16 protein-coding genes and 2 tRNA genes are annotated in these 15,127 nt (G+C 65.3%); 9 read left to right on the top strand and 9 right to left on the bottom strand.

Annotation, left to right across the window (positions count from 1 at the left end; all coding sequences use genetic code 11):
- The 4 genes from IE92_RS0105825 (at nucleotide 1) to IE92_RS0105810 (ending at nucleotide 1,305) form a co-directional block, all read left to right on the top strand.
- Complete coding sequence (locus tag IE92_RS0105825; RefSeq protein ID WP_030147569.1) at nucleotides 1-420, top strand: DUF3566 domain-containing protein; 420 nt, start codon at nucleotides 1-3, stop codon at nucleotides 418-420.
- Between the two features lie 161 nt (nucleotides 421-581).
- Nucleotides 582-655, top strand: a tRNA-Ile gene (locus IE92_RS0105820).
- 31 nt (nucleotides 656-686) lie between these two features.
- Nucleotides 687-759, top strand: a tRNA-Ala gene (locus IE92_RS0105815).
- Between the two features lie 114 nt (nucleotides 760-873).
- Complete coding sequence (locus tag IE92_RS0105810; RefSeq protein WP_030147568.1) at nucleotides 874-1,305, top strand: NUDIX hydrolase; 432 nt, start codon at nucleotides 874-876, stop codon at nucleotides 1,303-1,305.
- Between the two features lie 103 nt (nucleotides 1,306-1,408).
- Here IE92_RS0105810 and IE92_RS0105805 read toward each other — a convergent pair whose 3' ends face one another.
- Nucleotides 1,409-1,960 (bottom strand): hypothetical protein, encoded by a 552-nt coding sequence (locus IE92_RS0105805; protein ID WP_030147567.1) that lies wholly within the window; start codon nucleotides 1,958-1,960, stop codon nucleotides 1,409-1,411.
- A 104-nt stretch (nucleotides 1,961-2,064) separates the two neighbouring features.
- On the opposite strand from IE92_RS0105805, the gene IE92_RS0105800 reads away from it, so the two are divergent.
- Together IE92_RS0105800 and IE92_RS0105795 are read left to right on the top strand one after the other, a co-directional pair.
- Nucleotides 2,065-2,604 (top strand): peptidylprolyl isomerase, encoded by a 540-nt coding sequence (locus IE92_RS0105800; RefSeq protein ID WP_030147566.1) that lies wholly within the window; start codon nucleotides 2,065-2,067, stop codon nucleotides 2,602-2,604.
- Nucleotides 2,605-2,625: 21 nt separating this feature from the next.
- Nucleotides 2,626-3,489 carry a rhomboid family intramembrane serine protease gene (locus IE92_RS0105795; RefSeq protein WP_030147565.1) on the top strand — a complete coding sequence of 288 codons (864 nt, stop codon included), beginning with the start codon at nucleotides 2,626-2,628 and terminating at the stop codon, nucleotides 3,487-3,489.
- Nucleotides 3,490-3,704: 215 nt separating this feature from the next.
- On the opposite strand, the gene IE92_RS0105790 is transcribed toward IE92_RS0105795, so the two are convergent.
- Nucleotides 3,705-3,950: a cell division protein CrgA gene (locus IE92_RS0105790; RefSeq protein WP_030147564.1), complete on the bottom strand. Its 246-nt coding sequence runs from the start codon at nucleotides 3,948-3,950 to the stop codon at nucleotides 3,705-3,707.
- 91 nt (nucleotides 3,951-4,041) lie between these two features.
- On the opposite strand from IE92_RS0105790, the gene IE92_RS18880 reads away from it, so the two are divergent.
- From IE92_RS18880 to IE92_RS0105775, 3 genes are read left to right on the top strand one after another with little or no spacing between them, the layout of a single operon-like run.
- Nucleotides 4,042-5,238, top strand: a complete 1,197-nt coding sequence (locus IE92_RS18880; RefSeq protein WP_245601229.1) for a class E sortase — start codon at nucleotides 4,042-4,044, stop codon at nucleotides 5,236-5,238.
- A 1-nt stretch (nucleotide 5,239) separates the two neighbouring features.
- Nucleotides 5,240-5,398: a hypothetical protein gene (locus IE92_RS18635; RefSeq protein ID WP_043321646.1), complete on the top strand. Its 159-nt coding sequence runs from the start codon at nucleotides 5,240-5,242 to the stop codon at nucleotides 5,396-5,398.
- A 9-nt stretch (nucleotides 5,399-5,407) separates the two neighbouring features.
- Nucleotides 5,408-6,058: an anthranilate synthase component II gene (locus tag IE92_RS0105775; protein ID WP_030147562.1), complete on the top strand. Its 651-nt coding sequence runs from the start codon at nucleotides 5,408-5,410 to the stop codon at nucleotides 6,056-6,058.
- 65 nt (nucleotides 6,059-6,123) lie between these two features.
- Here IE92_RS0105775 and pknB read toward each other — a convergent pair whose 3' ends face one another.
- The 7 genes from pknB to IE92_RS0105740 form a co-directional block, all read right to left on the bottom strand.
- Nucleotides 6,124-7,863, bottom strand: coding sequence for a Stk1 family PASTA domain-containing Ser/Thr kinase (pknB, locus tag IE92_RS0105770; protein ID WP_043321647.1), 1,740 nt, complete (start codon nucleotides 7,861-7,863; stop codon nucleotides 6,124-6,126).
- A 109-nt stretch (nucleotides 7,864-7,972) separates the two neighbouring features.
- Nucleotides 7,973-9,727, bottom strand: coding sequence for a protein kinase domain-containing protein (locus IE92_RS0105765; RefSeq protein ID WP_030147560.1), 1,755 nt, complete (start codon nucleotides 9,725-9,727; stop codon nucleotides 7,973-7,975).
- A complete protein-coding gene (locus IE92_RS0105760; protein WP_030147559.1) occupies nucleotides 9,724-11,181 on the bottom strand; it encodes a peptidoglycan D,D-transpeptidase FtsI family protein in 1,458 nt (485 codons plus the stop codon). Before IE92_RS0105760 ends, IE92_RS0105765 begins: the two co-directional genes overlap by 4 nt.
- Entirely contained in the window at nucleotides 11,174-12,520 is a 1,347-nt protein-coding gene (locus tag IE92_RS0105755; RefSeq protein WP_051701805.1) for an FtsW/RodA/SpoVE family cell cycle protein, read from the bottom strand. Before IE92_RS0105755 ends, IE92_RS0105760 begins: the two co-directional genes overlap by 8 nt.
- Before the next feature lie 77 nt (nucleotides 12,521-12,597).
- Entirely contained in the window at nucleotides 12,598-13,860 is a 1,263-nt protein-coding gene (locus IE92_RS0105750; protein ID WP_030147557.1) for a PP2C family protein-serine/threonine phosphatase, read from the bottom strand.
- Nucleotides 13,861-13,864: 4 nt separating this feature from the next.
- Nucleotides 13,865-14,410, bottom strand: a complete 546-nt coding sequence (locus tag IE92_RS0105745) for an FHA domain-containing protein FhaB/FipA (RefSeq protein WP_030147556.1) — start codon at nucleotides 14,408-14,410, stop codon at nucleotides 13,865-13,867.
- On the bottom strand, nucleotides 14,407-15,123 hold the full coding sequence (locus IE92_RS0105740; RefSeq protein ID WP_030147555.1) for an FHA domain-containing protein: 717 nt from the start codon (nucleotides 15,121-15,123) through the stop codon (nucleotides 14,407-14,409). Before IE92_RS0105740 ends, IE92_RS0105745 begins: the two co-directional genes overlap by 4 nt.
- Nucleotides 15,124-15,127: the final 4 nt, after the last annotated feature.

Below are 15,127 nucleotides of genomic sequence, written 5' to 3'. Positions count from 1 at the left end.
ATGAGTACTAGCGTTGCCGAAAAGCTCGCAAAGAAATCGAATAAGCGTCAGAACACCAAGCAGGTGCGACTGAAGCTGGTCTACATCGACTTCTGGTCGGCCCTGAAGCTCTCCTTCCTGGCGGCCGTGGCGATTGCCATCATCACCGTCGTCTTCTTCTTCCTGGTGTACACGGTGCTCCAGCAGACCGGCGTCTTTGAACAGATCAACAACCTGTTCAAGACCGTCGCGGGTAAGGAAGCGCAGGACGGCAACGACCTGACCTCGATCTTGGACCTGGGCCGGATCATGGGCTTCGCCGCAGTGCTGGCGATCCTGAACCTCGTGGTGGTGACCGCGCTGGGAGCCATCTCGGCCGCGCTGTACAACCTCGCCGTGAAGGTCACCGGCGGTGTGCTGGTGGGCTTCACCAACAACTAGTCATTTCCTCGGTGTCGCTGCCTCGTCAGGAGGCAGTGACACCGGTGTTTAACCGGGCAATCTCACCCGCGTCAAGGCCCGGAATTGCGCGGAACACGCCGCCCGGCGGGCTCGATTTGAGAATTCATTCATACCTCCGGTATTCTGATTGATGTCCACAGGGGGCTATAGCTCAGGCGGTTAGAGCGCTTCGCTGATAACGAAGAGGTCCCAGGTTCAAGTCCTGGTAGCCCCACTCTGAGGAAGTTCCACTTCCTTCGAAAATTGGGGCCTTAGCTCAATTGGTAGAGCGCCTGCTTTGCAAGCAGGAGGTCAGGAGTTCGATTCTCCTAGGCTCCACAGGACAAAAACCGCCTCGTCGAAAGACGGGGCGGTTTTGTTTTGCCCGGAAACTGCGACGAACGTGCATCCGGTTTACTGTTGCCCGCCACCACACGGCTGTAGTTTGGGGGAATGGATATCCGCGTCGCCGCGTACGGCATCATCACCGATGGCTCACAGATTTTGCTTGCGCACTGGAACGAGCGGGGGCATTCGGGCTGGACGCTGCCCGGGGGCGGCATCGACCCGGGGGAGGACCCTGCGGACGCCGTGATCCGGGAGATTTTCGAGGAGACCGGGTTTCACGCCGAGGTGACCGGACTGATCGGCATCGACTCGCTGGTCACGCCCACCCATCGTCGTCTGGATCCCAGCAAGCGGGTGCCGCTGCACAACCTGCGCATCGTCTATCGGGCAAAGATCACCGGCGGAGAGCTGCGCTACGAGGAGAACGGGTCCACCGACTGGGCGGCCTGGCATGAACTCGCCGAGGTAGAGAACCTGGGCACGGTGAGCCTGGTTCCCGCCGCTCTGGCGCTCTGGCGGGCGCAGGAGGCCGGATAAGACCCGTGGTGTGGTCCTTGTCCGCGGCGGCGGATCCGGCCACATAAACGAACGAGGGGCCCCGAGCGTTGTGCTCGGGGCCCCTCGGCGTCTCGGGGACGATTTAGCTGTCGGACTGTGCCGGCTCGTCTTCGGAGACCCAGAGCTCATCGTCGGCCCGGAAGGTCTGCCACAGTGCATAGGCCACACCGGCGGCGGCGAGAACGCCGGCACCGATCGCCAGCACGCTGCCCACGCCGCGCTTCTTCTTCTGCGGGGCGGCAACAACCAGGGCACGCTTGGCGGCGGCCTTGGGGTTGACGCGGGCGAGGGCGCTCTGCACGCGCTTATCGCGTGCCACATCACCGATGGACAGCACCGTACCCACGGCGGCACCGAGGGCGGGGACTACCTTGTGATCGATGCCGTGCTTGGCGGCATCCACCACATCACGGGTGATCGAGACGCCGCGGTCAACCACCGGCTGAACGTGGCTCTCATAGGACTGAACCACCGAGGGCACAACCTGCTCGCGCCCATAATTGCCGACCTGACGGCCGGCCTCACGTGCTACCCCGTTTGCGTGCTCCAGCAGTTCCTGCTGGGCGGCCCAGAGGGCACTGGCATCTCCCTTGAGGCGCTTGATTTCTTTCTTGCGCTGACGCGACAGATTCACTCTGGACCTCCATTGCTCGTTTTGGACGTGTCGGTTAACCATCTTGCCACCGAATCCTTGGAACGGGACGGTGATTGACAAAACAAGTATGCGAGAATTGACCCATGTCAAAGCACACCGCTGTCGCAACCATCCACACCAACTACGGTGACATCATCGTGAACCTCTACGGCAACCACGCGCCGAAGACGGTAAACAACTTCGTAGGTCTCGCCACCGGCGAGCAGGAGTGGGCCGATGAGCGCACCGGTGAAAAGCGCAACACCCCCCTCTACAAGGGCACCGTTTTCCACCGCATCATCCCCGGCTTCATGATCCAGGGCGGCGACCCGCTCGGTAACGGAACCGGCGGCCCCGGCTACAAGTTCGACGACGAGATCGTTGATGACCTGACCTTCGACTCGCCCTACATCCTGGCCATGGCCAACGCGGGCAAGATCGGTGGCCGTGGCACCAACGGTTCGCAGTTCTTCATCACCGTCGCCCCCACCACCTGGCTGCACGGCAAGCACACCATCTTCGGCGCCGTCGAGGATGAGGCCAGCCGCGCAATCGTCGACAAGCTGGCAGCGGTTCCGACCGACGCCCGTGACCGTCCGATCGATGACGTGGTCATCGAGGGCATCGACATCGCCGCAGTCTAGTCTGCGCGCCCGGGTCACAATATGAGTTCAAATTTTGGGGCCCGGGCCAGCGATGTCTGCTATCGCCACCCCGACCGGCAGAGCTTTGTGCTCTGCCAGCGCTGCGGCCGCACGATCTGTGGAGAATGCCAGACGCCGGCCGCGGTGGGTGTGATCTGCCCCGAGTGTCTGCGCGAGCAGCGCGGGGCCATGTCCACCGCCCAGAAGCGCGCCTCACGCTGGGGTGCCCGCGGGGGAGTCGCCCCGCGCTTTGCCAGCGTCACCAACGTGATCATTGCGGTCACCGTGGTCGCCTTCATCCTGCAGTGGATCATCCCCGGTTTCACCGAGACCTTCTACTACGCCCCCCTCTTCTCCGAACCGCAGCTGTTTGAGCCGTGGCGGATGCTGACGGCGGTGTTCCTGCACTCCACCGCGTTCATCCTGCACATCCTGCTGAACATGTACACGCTGTGGATCTTCGGCCGGGCCCTCGAGCAGCAGCTGGGCCGCGGAAGATTCCTCACCCTGTACCTGATGGCCGGGTTTGCCGGTTCGCTCGGTGTGATGTTCCTCGCTCCGATCAACCAGGCGGTGGTGGGGGCCTCCGGCGCGATCTTCGGTCTGATGGGCGCCTTCATGGTCATTCAGCGGCGCCTCGGCAACGAGATGCGCAGCCTGTTGGTCCTGGTGGGACTCAACCTGGTGATCGGGTTCATCCCCGGGGCCGGGATTTCCTGGCAGGCTCACCTGGGTGGCCTGATCGGCGGCGCCATCTTCGGCTGGATCTGCTACGAGTGCCGCGGCCAGGGCAAGAACCGAAGGTTCTGGCTTCTGGTGGGGGCGCTGGGAGCGGTCATGATCCTGCTTGCGCTATTCCGCCTGTTTGTGCCCACCTACGCCTAGCGTTCGGGAACGCAAAAACGCCGGTCCGGCATCCTCACGGGGATGCCGGACCGGCGTTTTGTCTGAGCATTGTGGGCGTGTGGTGGGTTATCCACGTGCTTGTCCACACGGATTCACAGGGTTACCCACAGAGTTATCCACAGCCTGGGGATAGTTACATCGGTGTAATTGTCCACACTGTGGAGGACCCTGTGGATGGAATTACCAGCGTGTAATTATCGCCACTGGGTGGTCATCAGGAACCCGATGAACGCGATTCCGAAGCCCACCAGAATGTTCCACGAACCCAGTGCGGGGACCGGGAGCACACCCTGGCTCACATAGAAGACGATGATCCAGACGAGTCCGAGGAGCATGAAGCCGAACATCACCGGCTTGAACCAGACCGCGTTGGGTACCGGCTCGCCGCTGGTTTCGGTGCCCTGCGCGGGCTGAGTTTTCTTGGATTTTGCACGTGCCATGTCCCCGATTGTAGCCGAGCCACGACAACCATCGCAGGCTCTGCGACGAATGCCAGCCGAAACTTCACCCTCTGCGGATAGAATTACGCCCATGTCTTCCGATTCCGACGGCTCGATTCCGCCCACCCGCGCTGCGCGTCGCGCCGCCGAACGGGCCGCCGAACAATCGGCCGAGCGTGATGCGCTTGCGGCCCGCCAGCCCGCCGTGCCTTCCGCGACGCCCCCCGAAGAGCCCGAGATTTCAGAGATTCCGGAGGAGGGCGATTCCTCCACCACGGACTCGCCCGCCCAAACGCGGCGCTCATCCGATCCCGAGCCCGCGGTGCTCCGGGGTACCGGCCCGGAGGCGCCTCCGGGAGTTCCCGCGGCCGCCGAGGTCGCTCCGGCTGAAAACCCGGCGGTGCCCGAGGAATCGGCACCCACGATCGAGACCCTGTTCGGCCTGAATGAGCCGGCCACCGCGCCGCAGCCGATTCCGGCACCGGATGAATCCGGGCGTCTTCCCGAACCCCACACCGTGGCCATGGCCGCGGCACCCGCCACTTCGGCTTCGACTGGCACCGGCAAGCGTCGGCGCAAGCGTCCGTTTGAGGGGTTCAGCGTGATCGGGGCGTTCGGCGAGATTCTGCTGACCGCCGGCGTACTGATGCTGCTCTATCTGGTGTGGCAGCTCTGGTACAACGACATGGTCGAGCGCGGTCAGCAGGACGGCGCCGCGGCCTCGCTCTCGCAGCAGTGGGATAAGGACGCCAAGAACAACCCCGCGCCCGCCTTCGACGGTGCGGCGCCGGTGATCCCCACCCCGGTAGACGGCGAGACCTTCGCCAGCCTGCGCATTCCGCGTTTTGGCGAGTCTTACGGTGCCCCGCTGGCCGGCGGCGTCTCCAAGGCCAAGACCCTGGATAAGGCGGGTATCGGTCACTACTCCGACACTCAGCTGCCGGGTCAGCCCGGAAACTTTGCGCTGGCCGGTCACCGCAATACCCACGGTGCCCCGCTCAACCAGGTTGCCAACCTTCGTGTGGGCGACGCGATCGTCATCGAGACGCCCGAGGGCTGGTTCACCTACCGGTACCGCAACTCCGAGTATGTACCGCCCACCGCGGTGGACGTGCTCAACGCGGTGCCGCGCGAGGACTCGGTAGCCGCGACCCAGTCGGTGATCACCCTGACCAGCTGTAATCCGATCATGTCGACGGCCGAGCGAATCATCGCGTACGGACTGTTTGAATCCTTTACCCCGCGCGCCGATGGGGCGCCCAAATCGCTGAACCCCGTGGAGGGCTAACATGTACGCAGCACTCTGGCGCATCCTGCCCGGCCCGGTCTGGCTCCGGCTGATCCTCCTCCTGATTCTGATCGGCGCCGCCGTCTACGCGCTGATTACCTGGGGCTTTCCCTGGGTCCAGTCGATCGTGGATAATCAAGAAGTCACCATTGAACAGTAAGTGAAGGCCATGACCCGCGTTTTAGTCATCGATAACTACGACAGCTTTGTGTACACCCTCAATGGCTACCTGCAGCAGCTGGGGGCCGAGACCGAGGTTGTTCGCAACGATGCGTTTGACGCGTCCGAGGCCGACCGGCTGGTGAACGAGTACGACGCTATTCTGGTTTCTCCCGGCCCGGGAACCCCCGGAGACGCCGGAGTGTCCATCGCGATGGTTCGGGCCGCTCACGCCCACCAGGTGCCGCTGATCGGGGTGTGCCTGGGACACCAGGCCATCGCCGAGGCCTTTGGGGCCACGGTGACCGTGGCCGAGGAACTCATGCACGGCAAGACCTCGGCCGTGACCCACGATGAGAGCATCTTCTATCGCGGCGTCCCGCAGCCCTTTACCGCGACCCGCTACCACTCCCTCGCGGTGGTGGATGACACGGTTCCCGATGAGCTCGTGGTGACCTCGCGCACCGCCGGTGGGGTCATCATGGGACTGCGCCACGCAACCTCCCCGATCTTCGGTGTGCAGTTCCACCCGGAGAGCGTGCTCACCGAAGGTGGTTACCAGATGATCGCCAACTGGCTCGAGGTGGCCGGCCTGGCCGAGGCGCCCGAGCGCGCGCGCACCCTGAGCCCGCTCCTGGCGACCACGCCCAGCGGCCGCTAACCCGGACCAGACAACACAGCCTCCCGCACACTCGGTGTGCGGGAGGCTGATTTTTGTGGAGGCGACTAGCCGCCGGCCGGCGGGGTAGAGGGATCGGTGCTCGGCGGCGCCGTGGTTCCGGTGCAGTACCCCAGCTGAACCTCGGTGCCCTGCGGTGCCGAGCCGGGGGCCACGGACTGCGAGTTGACGATCGAATCCTGCTGGGCGGGGCAGGTGGGATCCGGGCGCGGAACCACGCTCAGTCCCAGCGCCTCGAGCATCGAGGTGGCAACATCCAGCTTGTTTCCGCGGACATCGCTCACCTGAACGGTGCCGTCGGAGACGGTCAGATCGATGCGCGAACCCGGGGAGACCGCGGCGCCCGCGGCCGGGGTGCTGGAGATGACGGTGTCCTTGGCCACCGTGGGGGAGCTCTGAGAGTTGATCGTGCCCACCTCCAGGCCCGCCTCGGCAAGCTTTGTTGTGGCATCGGCCTGGCTGAGGTTCTGCACCTCGGGAACCGCCACCGTCTTGGCACCCAGCGAGACATACACCTTCACCACACTGCCGGGGGCAACCTCGCTGCCGGCCTCGGGATCCGTGCGAATCACGATTCCGACGGCGACGGTGTCGCTGTTTTCCTCGAAGACGCTGTCCACCAGGTTGAGGCCGTGCAGGGTGTCCACGGCGTTCTGCTGGCTCATCGATGCCAGATCGGGGAGGGTCTGCTTATTGTTTGTGTCCGCGGTGTTAGAGAGCGAGAGCACCCACACCAGGATCGCGATCAGGATGACCGCCACCACCGCGGCACCGGCCCAGATCCATACCACCGGGGGGCGACGCTGGGTCTTGGTCTGTACCGAGGCGTCGGTGAGCTGGCGCAGCGCCTGCTCGGCGTTGGAGGTTGTGGTCCCCATCGTGCCAAACAGCATGGTTGCAGACTCGGGTTCGGGACGCGTGGCGGGGGTCTGGCCCCGACCGGCAGCCAGGAGCTCCTCGCGGAACTCTGAGGCCGACTGGTAGCGGTCATCGCGGTTCTTGCTGAGCGCGCGGGCGACCACCATATCCAGGGCCGTCGAGACGCCGGGGTTGAGTTCGGAGGGGCGCATCGGCGCCTCGCTCACGTGCTGATAGGCCACCGCCACCGCGGTTTCCCCGCGGAAGGGCGCGCGGCCGGTGAGCATCTCAAACAGCACCACGCCGGTCGAGTACAGGTCGGTGCGAGCATCCACGGTCTCGCCCTTGGCCTGCTCCGGGGAGAAGTAGGATGCGGTGCCGAGAATGGCGGTGGTCTGCGCGACGGTAGCCGAGGTATCAGAGACGGCCCGGGCGATACCAAAGTCCATGACCTTCACCGCGTCATCGGCACCCAGCATGATGTTTCCGGGCTTGATGTCGCGGTGAACCACGCCGGCCCGGTGCGAGTACTCCAGGGCGGTCAGGATCTTACTGGCGATGTGCACCGCACGCTCGGGCGAGAGCGCACCGTGATCGGCGATCACCTGGCGCAGCGTGCGGCCGGGGACGTACTCCATCACGATAAAGGGCTGCAGGATGCGGTGGCCCGAGGCATCGATGCTCTCGTCCTCGCCGGCATCGTAGACACGAACGATCGTGGGGTCGGCCATCCGCGAGGCGGCCTGGGCTTCCTGGCGGAACCGCAGCCTAAACGCCGGGTCGCTGGCCAGGTCGGCCTTGAGGATCTTGAGCGCGACCGTACGGCCGAGCTTGGTGTCGGTTGCCTGGTAAACGTCGGCCATGCCGCCGCGTCCAATCAGCGCTCCGACGATATATCGGTCGGCTAACCGACGCTCTTGCTCAGCCACCACATTCTCCAGATTCCCCGTGCGACACTATCGCTTCTATCATGGCACGGCCCCCGACGTTTACGCCGAGGGCCGTGCTGTTGGCGGCGATTTACGCCACCCGTTGGTACTAGTTGCCGCCCGTGGTGGCAGTCGGCGTGCTGGACGGCACGCTCACCTGAACGATCGGCACCGAGGTGGTGGGCGACGCGGGCGACTCGTTGTTCTCCCCGCACAGGGCCACATACGAGATCGTTGCCGGTCCGGGGAACCCACCCAGGGTGATCTCCACCGAGGTCTGATCGCGCGGCACGGTACCCGAGCCCCCCAGCGAGGCACCGTTCACGGTGATCCGGTATCCCTCGATCTGCAGACCGGCCGGGCACTGGTTGTAGCGCGCCCAGGTCACGGTGGCCTTGGAGTTTTCCACGCAGCCGTTGGGGCCACAGGCCACGGCGGGGGCGCTACCCGGGGCGGGGATCGTGGCCTGCGGGCCATAGACGGTCACCACGATGTCGCTACCCACCGGAACGTTGCCGCTCTTGGAGAGTTTGATCACGGTGTTGACCTGGGCCGCCGAGGTGGCCGCGTTGCCGGTGGCGAGCGTGGGCTTCAGGCCCAGTCCCGACAGGGCGCTGACTACGTCATCGCCGTTCTTTCCCACGTACGCGTTGGGGTCCACCAGAACCGTGGTTTCGGTGGGCGAGGGCGTCGTGGAGGGGGTGTCCGAGGGCTCGGAGCTCACGGTGTCGGAGGGCGAGTTGGTCGCCTGGTTTCCGCCGTCCCCGGGCTTGACCAGCGCAAAGATCGTGAAGCCCAGCACGATGGCCAGGATGGTGATCAGTGCGATCAGCGGCCAGGTCCACGGGCTACGCTTCTTCTTTTCCTCCTCCACGGTGCCCTCGACGGCACCCGCCTCGGGCTCCAGTCCAAACAGCTGCTGGCGCTGGGTGGCCGAGGTGTTGAGCAGGGTCGTGGCGGCCTCGGAGGAACCGATCAGCTGGGTCGCCCCGGTGATCGCCACACCATCGGCGATCGAGGGCACCGCGGCGGTGGCCGCGGCCACGTCTCCGCGGCGCAGCGCCTGGGCGGCACGCGCCACGTGCACCGAGGATGCGGGACGGTCGGCCGGGTTCTTCGCGAGCATCGAGAAGACAAGGTTACGCACCGGCTCGGCCACGGTTGCCGGCAGCTCCGGCGGGGCCTCGTTGATCTGTGCCATCGCGATGGCCACCTGGGACTCACCGGTGAACGGACGCTTGCCCGCGAGTGCCTCATAGGCGACGATGCCCAGCGAGTAGATGTCGGTGGAGGGCGATGCCGGGTGACCGGACGCCTGCTCCGGGGAGAGATACTGCACGGTCCCCATGACCTGACCGGTGGCCGTCAGCGGCACCTGGTCGGCGATCCGGGCGATGCCGAAGTCGGTGATCTTGACCCGGTGATCCGGGGTGATCAGCAGGTTGCCGGGCTTGATATCGCGGTGCACCAGGCCGGCCGAGTGGGCCGCCTGGAGGGCCAGGGCGGTCTGCGCGACGATGTCGAGCACACGATCCGAGGGGAGCACACGCTCGCGCTCGAGCACCGTGGAGAGCGCCTCGCCGGGCACCAGCTCCATGACGAGGAACGCGCTGCCCTCCTCCTCGCCGTAGTCATAGACGTTGGCGATGCCCTCATGGTTCACCAGGGCCGCGTGGCGTGCCTCGGAGCGGAACCGCTCGAGGAAGCTCGGGTCGCCGAGGTACTCGTCCTTGAGGATCTTGATCGCGACGGTACGTCCGATCACCGAGTCGGTCGCCTGCCAGACCTCGCCCATACCGCCGATAGCGATCCGCGAAACCAGCTCGTAGCGTCCCCCGAAGGTCAGTCCTGCCGTGGGTCTCATTTATTCAGCACCGCCTCTATAACTTTCTTTGCAATCGGAGAAGAAACAATATTTCCCGAGGAATGGTGTCCCAGGTCACCGTCGTTTTCCACCACGACCGCTACCGCAACTTCGGGGTTCTGCGCGGGCGCAAACCCGGTAAACCAGAGCGTATACGGATCATCGACACCGTTTTGAGCGGTGCCCGTTTTTCCGGCCACGTCGACCCCCTCTATTCTTGCATTATTGGACTGCCCGGTAGCGACCGCGGCGATCATCATTTTGGTCAGTTCCGAGGCCTGATCCGGGGTGACCACGGTCCGCAGTTTCTCGGGGTCGAATGATTTGACCACGTCGAGGTTGGGGGCGATCACCCGATTGACCAGATTGGGCTTCATCATGACGCCCCCGTTACCGATTCCCGCCGAAACCATCGCCATCTGCATCGGCGAGGCGCGTACATCCCACTGCCCGAAGGCCGAGAGCGCGGTGCTGGGCACATCGCCCCCCTTGGGGTAGACGCTCGGCTCGACCCGCAGCGGGACATCCAGCGGGGTGTTGAACCCAAACTTCTCGGCCTGCTCGCGGATCTTATCGGCGCCCAGGCGGATTCCCAGTTCGGCCATCGGCACGTTACAGCTCTGCCTAATCGCCTCGGCCAGCGTTACCGTTTCGCCCGGGCCGCAGGCCTCACGGGTGAAGTTGTACACCTTGGTGCTGGTGCCGGGCAGCTCGATGAACTGCGGGTTGGGGAACTCGCTCTCGGCGGTGTACTCGCCCGAGGCCAGGGCGGCCGCGGCCACGATGACCTTGAAGCTCGATCCGGGCGGGTTCAGGTTTCCACCGATCGCGCGGTTGATCAGCGGATCGAGCGGATTGGCCAGCAGATCCTTATAGAGCGCGGATACGGCATCGGAGTTGTGTGAGGCCATCCCGTTGGGATCGAAGGTGGGGTTGGTCACCATCGCCAGGATCTTGCCGGTCTTGGGCTCGATGGCCACCACGGCGCCGCGACGATTGCCGAGGGCCTCGGAGGCCGCCTGCTGCACCTTGGACTGGATCGAGAGCTCGACCCGGGCGCCGCGGGCGGGCTGGCCGTTAACGATCCGGGCCAGATCCGTGAGGAACTGATCGCTCGAGGTTCCGGTGAGGTAGTCGTTCATCGCCTGCTCGATACCGGTGGCGCCCTGAATCGGGTTGAAGTACCCGGTTACGCCCGCATAGAGCGGGCCCTGCGGATACTCGCGCTGGTAGCGGAACTCGTCGTTGGAGGGCACCGACTGGGCGATGATCGTGCCGTCGGCGAGCACGATCGGTCCGCGCTCCACCTGGTAACTGTCATAGCGGGTTCGCGTGTTGCGGGGGTCCTTGCCCAGCGCGTCACTCTGCACACCCTGAATCACGGTGGAGGAGACAAACAGTGCCGCAAACATCAGCACCACAACGGCGCCGACCCGGCGGAGTTCCTTATGCACGGGGCGCCTCCTCGAGTTCGGGCTTGGCGCCGTCGCTGAGCTTGAGTAGCAGTGCCACGATGATCCAGTTGGCCACCAGGGCCGAACCGCCGGCCGCCAGGAACGGCGTCGCCAAACCGGTCAGCGGAATCACCCGGGTCACCCCGCCCACCATGATGAACACCTGCAGGGCGATCGTAAACGCCAGGCCGATGGCCAGCAGCTTGCCAAAGTCATCACGCGTGCTGAACCCGATTCGCAGGCCGCGGGCGACCAGGATCAGGAACAGCGCGAGGATCGCAAACAGTCCGGCGAGTCCCAGCTCCTCACCGAGACTGGTCACGATGAAGTCGCTCTCGGCCAGCGGGGTGAGGTTCGGTCGTCCCTGGCCCAGCCCGGTTCCGGTGAAACCACCGTGGGCGAGACCGAAGATGCCCTGCACCAGCTGCCAGCTGCCGCCGACCTTGTCGTAGTTTGCCTGTGAGAACGGATCCAGCCAGGCATCAAAACGGCCACTCACATAGGAGAGTCGCTGGCTGGCAAAGTAGGCGCCGCCGAGGAACAGGCCCATGCCCAGCAGGACCCAGCTGAGGCGCCCGGTGGCCACGTAGATCATGATCGTGAACATGCCGAAGTACAGCAGGGCGGTACCCATATCGTGCTGGAACACGATGATGCCCATCGACATCAGCCAGACCACAAAGATGGGTCCGAGATCGCGCAGTCGGGGGAACCGGATGCCCAGGAACTTCTTGCCCACCAGGGCCAGGGTGTCGCGGGTGCGCACCAGATAGCCGGCAAAGAAGATGGCCAGGAAGATCTTGGCGATCTCACCGGGCTGGAAGTTCACCACGTTTCCGATGCCGATCCACACCGTCGCGCCACCCACGGTTCGGCCCAGGCCGGGAACCAGGGGGAGCAGTAGCAGGATGAAGGCGCCGAGACCAAACAGGTAGGTGTAGCGGAAGAGCACGCGGTGGTTACGGATCAGCAGGATCACCAGGATCGCCGCGATGATCGCGATCGAGCTCCACACGATCTGCCGGGTCGATGCGGCCGACCAGCCCGAGACGTTGCGCGCCAGATCGATCCGGTAGATCATCGCCAGGCCCAGCCCGTTGAGCACGGTGGCCACCGGCAGGATGATCGGGTCGGCATCCCGCGCGACAAAGCGCAGGCAGATGTGCAGCCCAAACACCAGCGAGGCCAGGGCGCCACACAGCGCCAAAATCTCGGGTTCGATCTGCCCCAGGGCGCCCAGCTGGACACTCATCAGGGCGCCGGCGTTGACCACGCAGGCAAAAATCAGCAGGGCGAGCTCGCGGTTGCGGTGGGTCTTGGGCATCCGCAGCTTCCGCATCGTGCGGATCACGCCGGTATCGGCCTGCAGGGCGTCGGCGCCGGAAGCGGGCGCACGGGTGTTCAGCGCTTCGGTGCTCACTGGTCGCCCTCCTTGCTGAGCTGACGGAGTCGGTTCACGATCGCGTCGGCATCATCGAGGGAGTCGGCCGGGACGTTCTGTCGGACCAGATTACGGTCGTACTCCGGGAGCTTGCTGAGCTTGATGTCGGTATCGCGATACTCGTGGGAGAGCGAGATGAACCCGAGATCCTGCGGCACACCCTGATAGATCGTGACCGTGCTGCGATCCGGGCTCTGGCCCACAAAGTAGCGCGACTGGGTCCAGGAGTAGCCGATGACCGCGGCCAGCAGCAGCGCCAGCAGCACAACCATGGCCCCCACACCCCAGGTGAGGCGGCGGCGCCGGATACGACGCGCATCCTCCTCGAGGAGCTCGCCATAAAACTCGTCGGATTCCACGCCGGCCGGAACCGGGGGCAGCTGCGCGGCCGCGGTGGCGCGGGTGCCCGGCAGTCGCAGGGCCGGCAGGATGCTGGTGCGGCGCGGCGCCGAGATTTCGAAGGCCAGGGGCTTGGCGGCGGAACCGACGGTCTGGACATCGTTCGCGACGCTCTCGGTGCCCACATCGTAGATCACCACGGTGACGTTATCCGGGGCGCCGCGGTCCAGGGTGTAGCGCACCAGGCGGTCGGCAACCTCGGCGGGGGTGAGGTCGGCCATCAGGGTCGCGCGCAGGAGCTCGGAATCCACCACACCCGAGAGGCCGTCGGAGCACAGCAGCCAGCGGTCCCCGGGCCGGGTTCCCAGCACCAGGGTGTCGACCTCGGGGGACTGATCCACGTCGCCCAGAACACGCATCAGCACCGAGCGGCGCGGGTGTACCAGCGCCTCCTCCTCGGTGATCCGGCCGGCATCCACCAGGCGCTGGACGAAGGTGTGGTCGGTGGTGATCTGGCTGAGCTCGCCATCGCGCAACAGGTAAATGCGGGAGTCGCCGATATGAGCGATCGCAACCTCGTCGCCCACCCGCACCAGGGCATCCACGGTGGTGCCCATGCCGGTGAGTTCGGGGTGTTCAAACACGGCCTCGGTCAGCTGGCCGTTGGCCGCGATGATCGCCGTTTGCAGGGCCGCGGCGGCATCCTGTGCGGTCGGATAATCGATATCCGCCTCGATGATGCGGCGCAGGGCCACGGCGCTGGCCACATCGCCGCCCGCGTGCCCGCCCATGCCGTCGGCGACAACAAAGAGTGAGTTTCCGGCGTATCCGGAATCCTGATTGTTGCTGCGCACCCGCCCCACGTGGGAGAGTGCCGCGCTAGTGCCGCCGACGGTCATTCGATCACCGCAGCTCGAAGGTGGTTGCCCCCACCTTGATGACGTCGCCCAGGTGGATCGGGGTGGGCGCCGAAATGCGCTTGCCATCCAGGAAGGTGCCGTTGGTGGAGTCGAGGTCCTGGAGCATCCAGTCCTCGCCCCAGAGCAGCAGGCGCGCGTGGTGGGTCGAGGTGTAGTCGTCCTTGAGGATCACGTTGGAATCCGAGGAGCGGCCGATGCTGATCGGACCGGTGCCGAGCGGACGGTCCTGGCCGGCGCGCGGTCCCGAGAGAATCACCAGGCGATCACAGGTGTGGGTGTTGGCGCGGGTTCGGTTGGTGGCCGAGGGCACCGGTGCCGCCGGTCGGGGCGCCGGGGTCGGTGCCGGCGGAACGGCGATCGGCGCGGGGGCGGGTGTGGGCGCGGGGGCCGCGGCGGCCACCCGGGGTTTCACCTTGCGGGTCGATCGACCAAACAGGTCGGCCCGCAGCGAATACACGACGCCAAAAACAAAGAGCCAGAGCAGGATCAGGAATCCGAGCCGAAGCACGAGGAGGGTGAGATCACTCATACGGGGTTCCCCCAGAATCCGTCGTTGTTTTTCTCGGCCGGTTTGGGTGCCGACTGAGCCAGCAGTCGGTAGGTGATCTGGGTGCGGCCGATCTGGATGACCGAACCATCCTCGAGTAGGGCCTGGGTGACGCGCTGGCCGTTGAGCTCGGAGCCGTTGGTGGATCCCAGGTCATGAACCTGGGCGCGCTTGCCATCCCAGAGAATTTCCACGTGTTTGCGGGAGGTTCCGGGGTCGGCAATGGTGATATCGGCGTCGGATCCGCGTCCGATCACGGTGCGGGCCCGGGCGAGGGGATAGCGCTGTCCGGCGATATCCAGCGCGGGCAGCCACACCACATCGGTCTGCGGATCCTCGGTGTCCACCCGCATGATGCCCTCGCTGAGACCCGGGTCCGGGCGCAGCGTGACGCTCACGGCCCCGGCAAAGGTGTAGCCCTGGGCTCGGCCATACTTCTTGACGATGGCCACCAGCTCGTCCACCAGGGCGCCGCCCATCTTCGACATGCGTTCGAAGTCGGTGGGGGAGAGGTGCACGGCGAAGGTGTTGGCTGCCAGGATGCGATCTCGGCTCACCACGGCGGCCGTGGTGTCGAGTTCCCGCTTCAGCGCCGAGGAGATTTCCACCGGCTGCAATCCCGAGCGGAAGGTCTTCGCGAACGCACCATTAACGGCGCGCTCGAGACCCTTCTCGAAACTGTCCAGAATGCCCACAGAT

The organism is Mycetocola saprophilus, from assembly GCF_000718085.1.
GTDB lineage: Bacteria > Actinomycetota > Actinomycetes > Actinomycetales > Microbacteriaceae > Mycetocola > Mycetocola saprophilus.
Note: the sequence above shows the minus strand (reverse complement) of the source record. Positions and strands in the feature narration are given on the sequence as shown.

Coding starts and splice junctions, on each gene's coding strand:
- IE92_RS0105765 (WP_030147560.1), bottom strand. CDS start 9,727: ATGAGACCCACGGCAGGACTGACCTTCGGGGGACGCTACGAGCTGGTT.
- IE92_RS18635 (WP_043321646.1), top strand. CDS start 5,240: ATGTACGCAGCACTCTGGCGCATCCTGCCCGGCCCGGTCTGGCTCCGG.
- IE92_RS0105825 (WP_030147569.1), top strand. CDS start 1: ATGAGTACTAGCGTTGCCGAAAAGCTCGCAAAGAAATCGAATAAGCGT.
- IE92_RS0105810 (WP_030147568.1), top strand. CDS start 874: ATGGATATCCGCGTCGCCGCGTACGGCATCATCACCGATGGCTCACAG.
- IE92_RS18880 (WP_245601229.1), top strand. CDS start 4,042: ATGTCTTCCGATTCCGACGGCTCGATTCCGCCCACCCGCGCTGCGCGT.
- IE92_RS0105745 (WP_030147556.1), bottom strand. CDS start 14,410: ATGAGTGATCTCACCCTCCTCGTGCTTCGGCTCGGATTCCTGATCCTG.
- IE92_RS0105750 (WP_030147557.1), bottom strand. CDS start 13,860: ATGACCGTCGGCGGCACTAGCGCGGCACTCTCCCACGTGGGGCGGGTG.
- IE92_RS0105795 (WP_030147565.1), top strand. CDS start 2,626: ATGAGTTCAAATTTTGGGGCCCGGGCCAGCGATGTCTGCTATCGCCAC.
- IE92_RS0105790 (WP_030147564.1), bottom strand. CDS start 3,950: ATGGCACGTGCAAAATCCAAGAAAACTCAGCCCGCGCAGGGCACCGAA.
- IE92_RS0105800 (WP_030147566.1), top strand. CDS start 2,065: ATGTCAAAGCACACCGCTGTCGCAACCATCCACACCAACTACGGTGAC.
- IE92_RS0105775 (WP_030147562.1), top strand. CDS start 5,408: ATGACCCGCGTTTTAGTCATCGATAACTACGACAGCTTTGTGTACACC.
- IE92_RS0105755 (WP_051701805.1), bottom strand. CDS start 12,520: ATGCGGAAGCTGCGGATGCCCAAGACCCACCGCAACCGCGAGCTCGCC.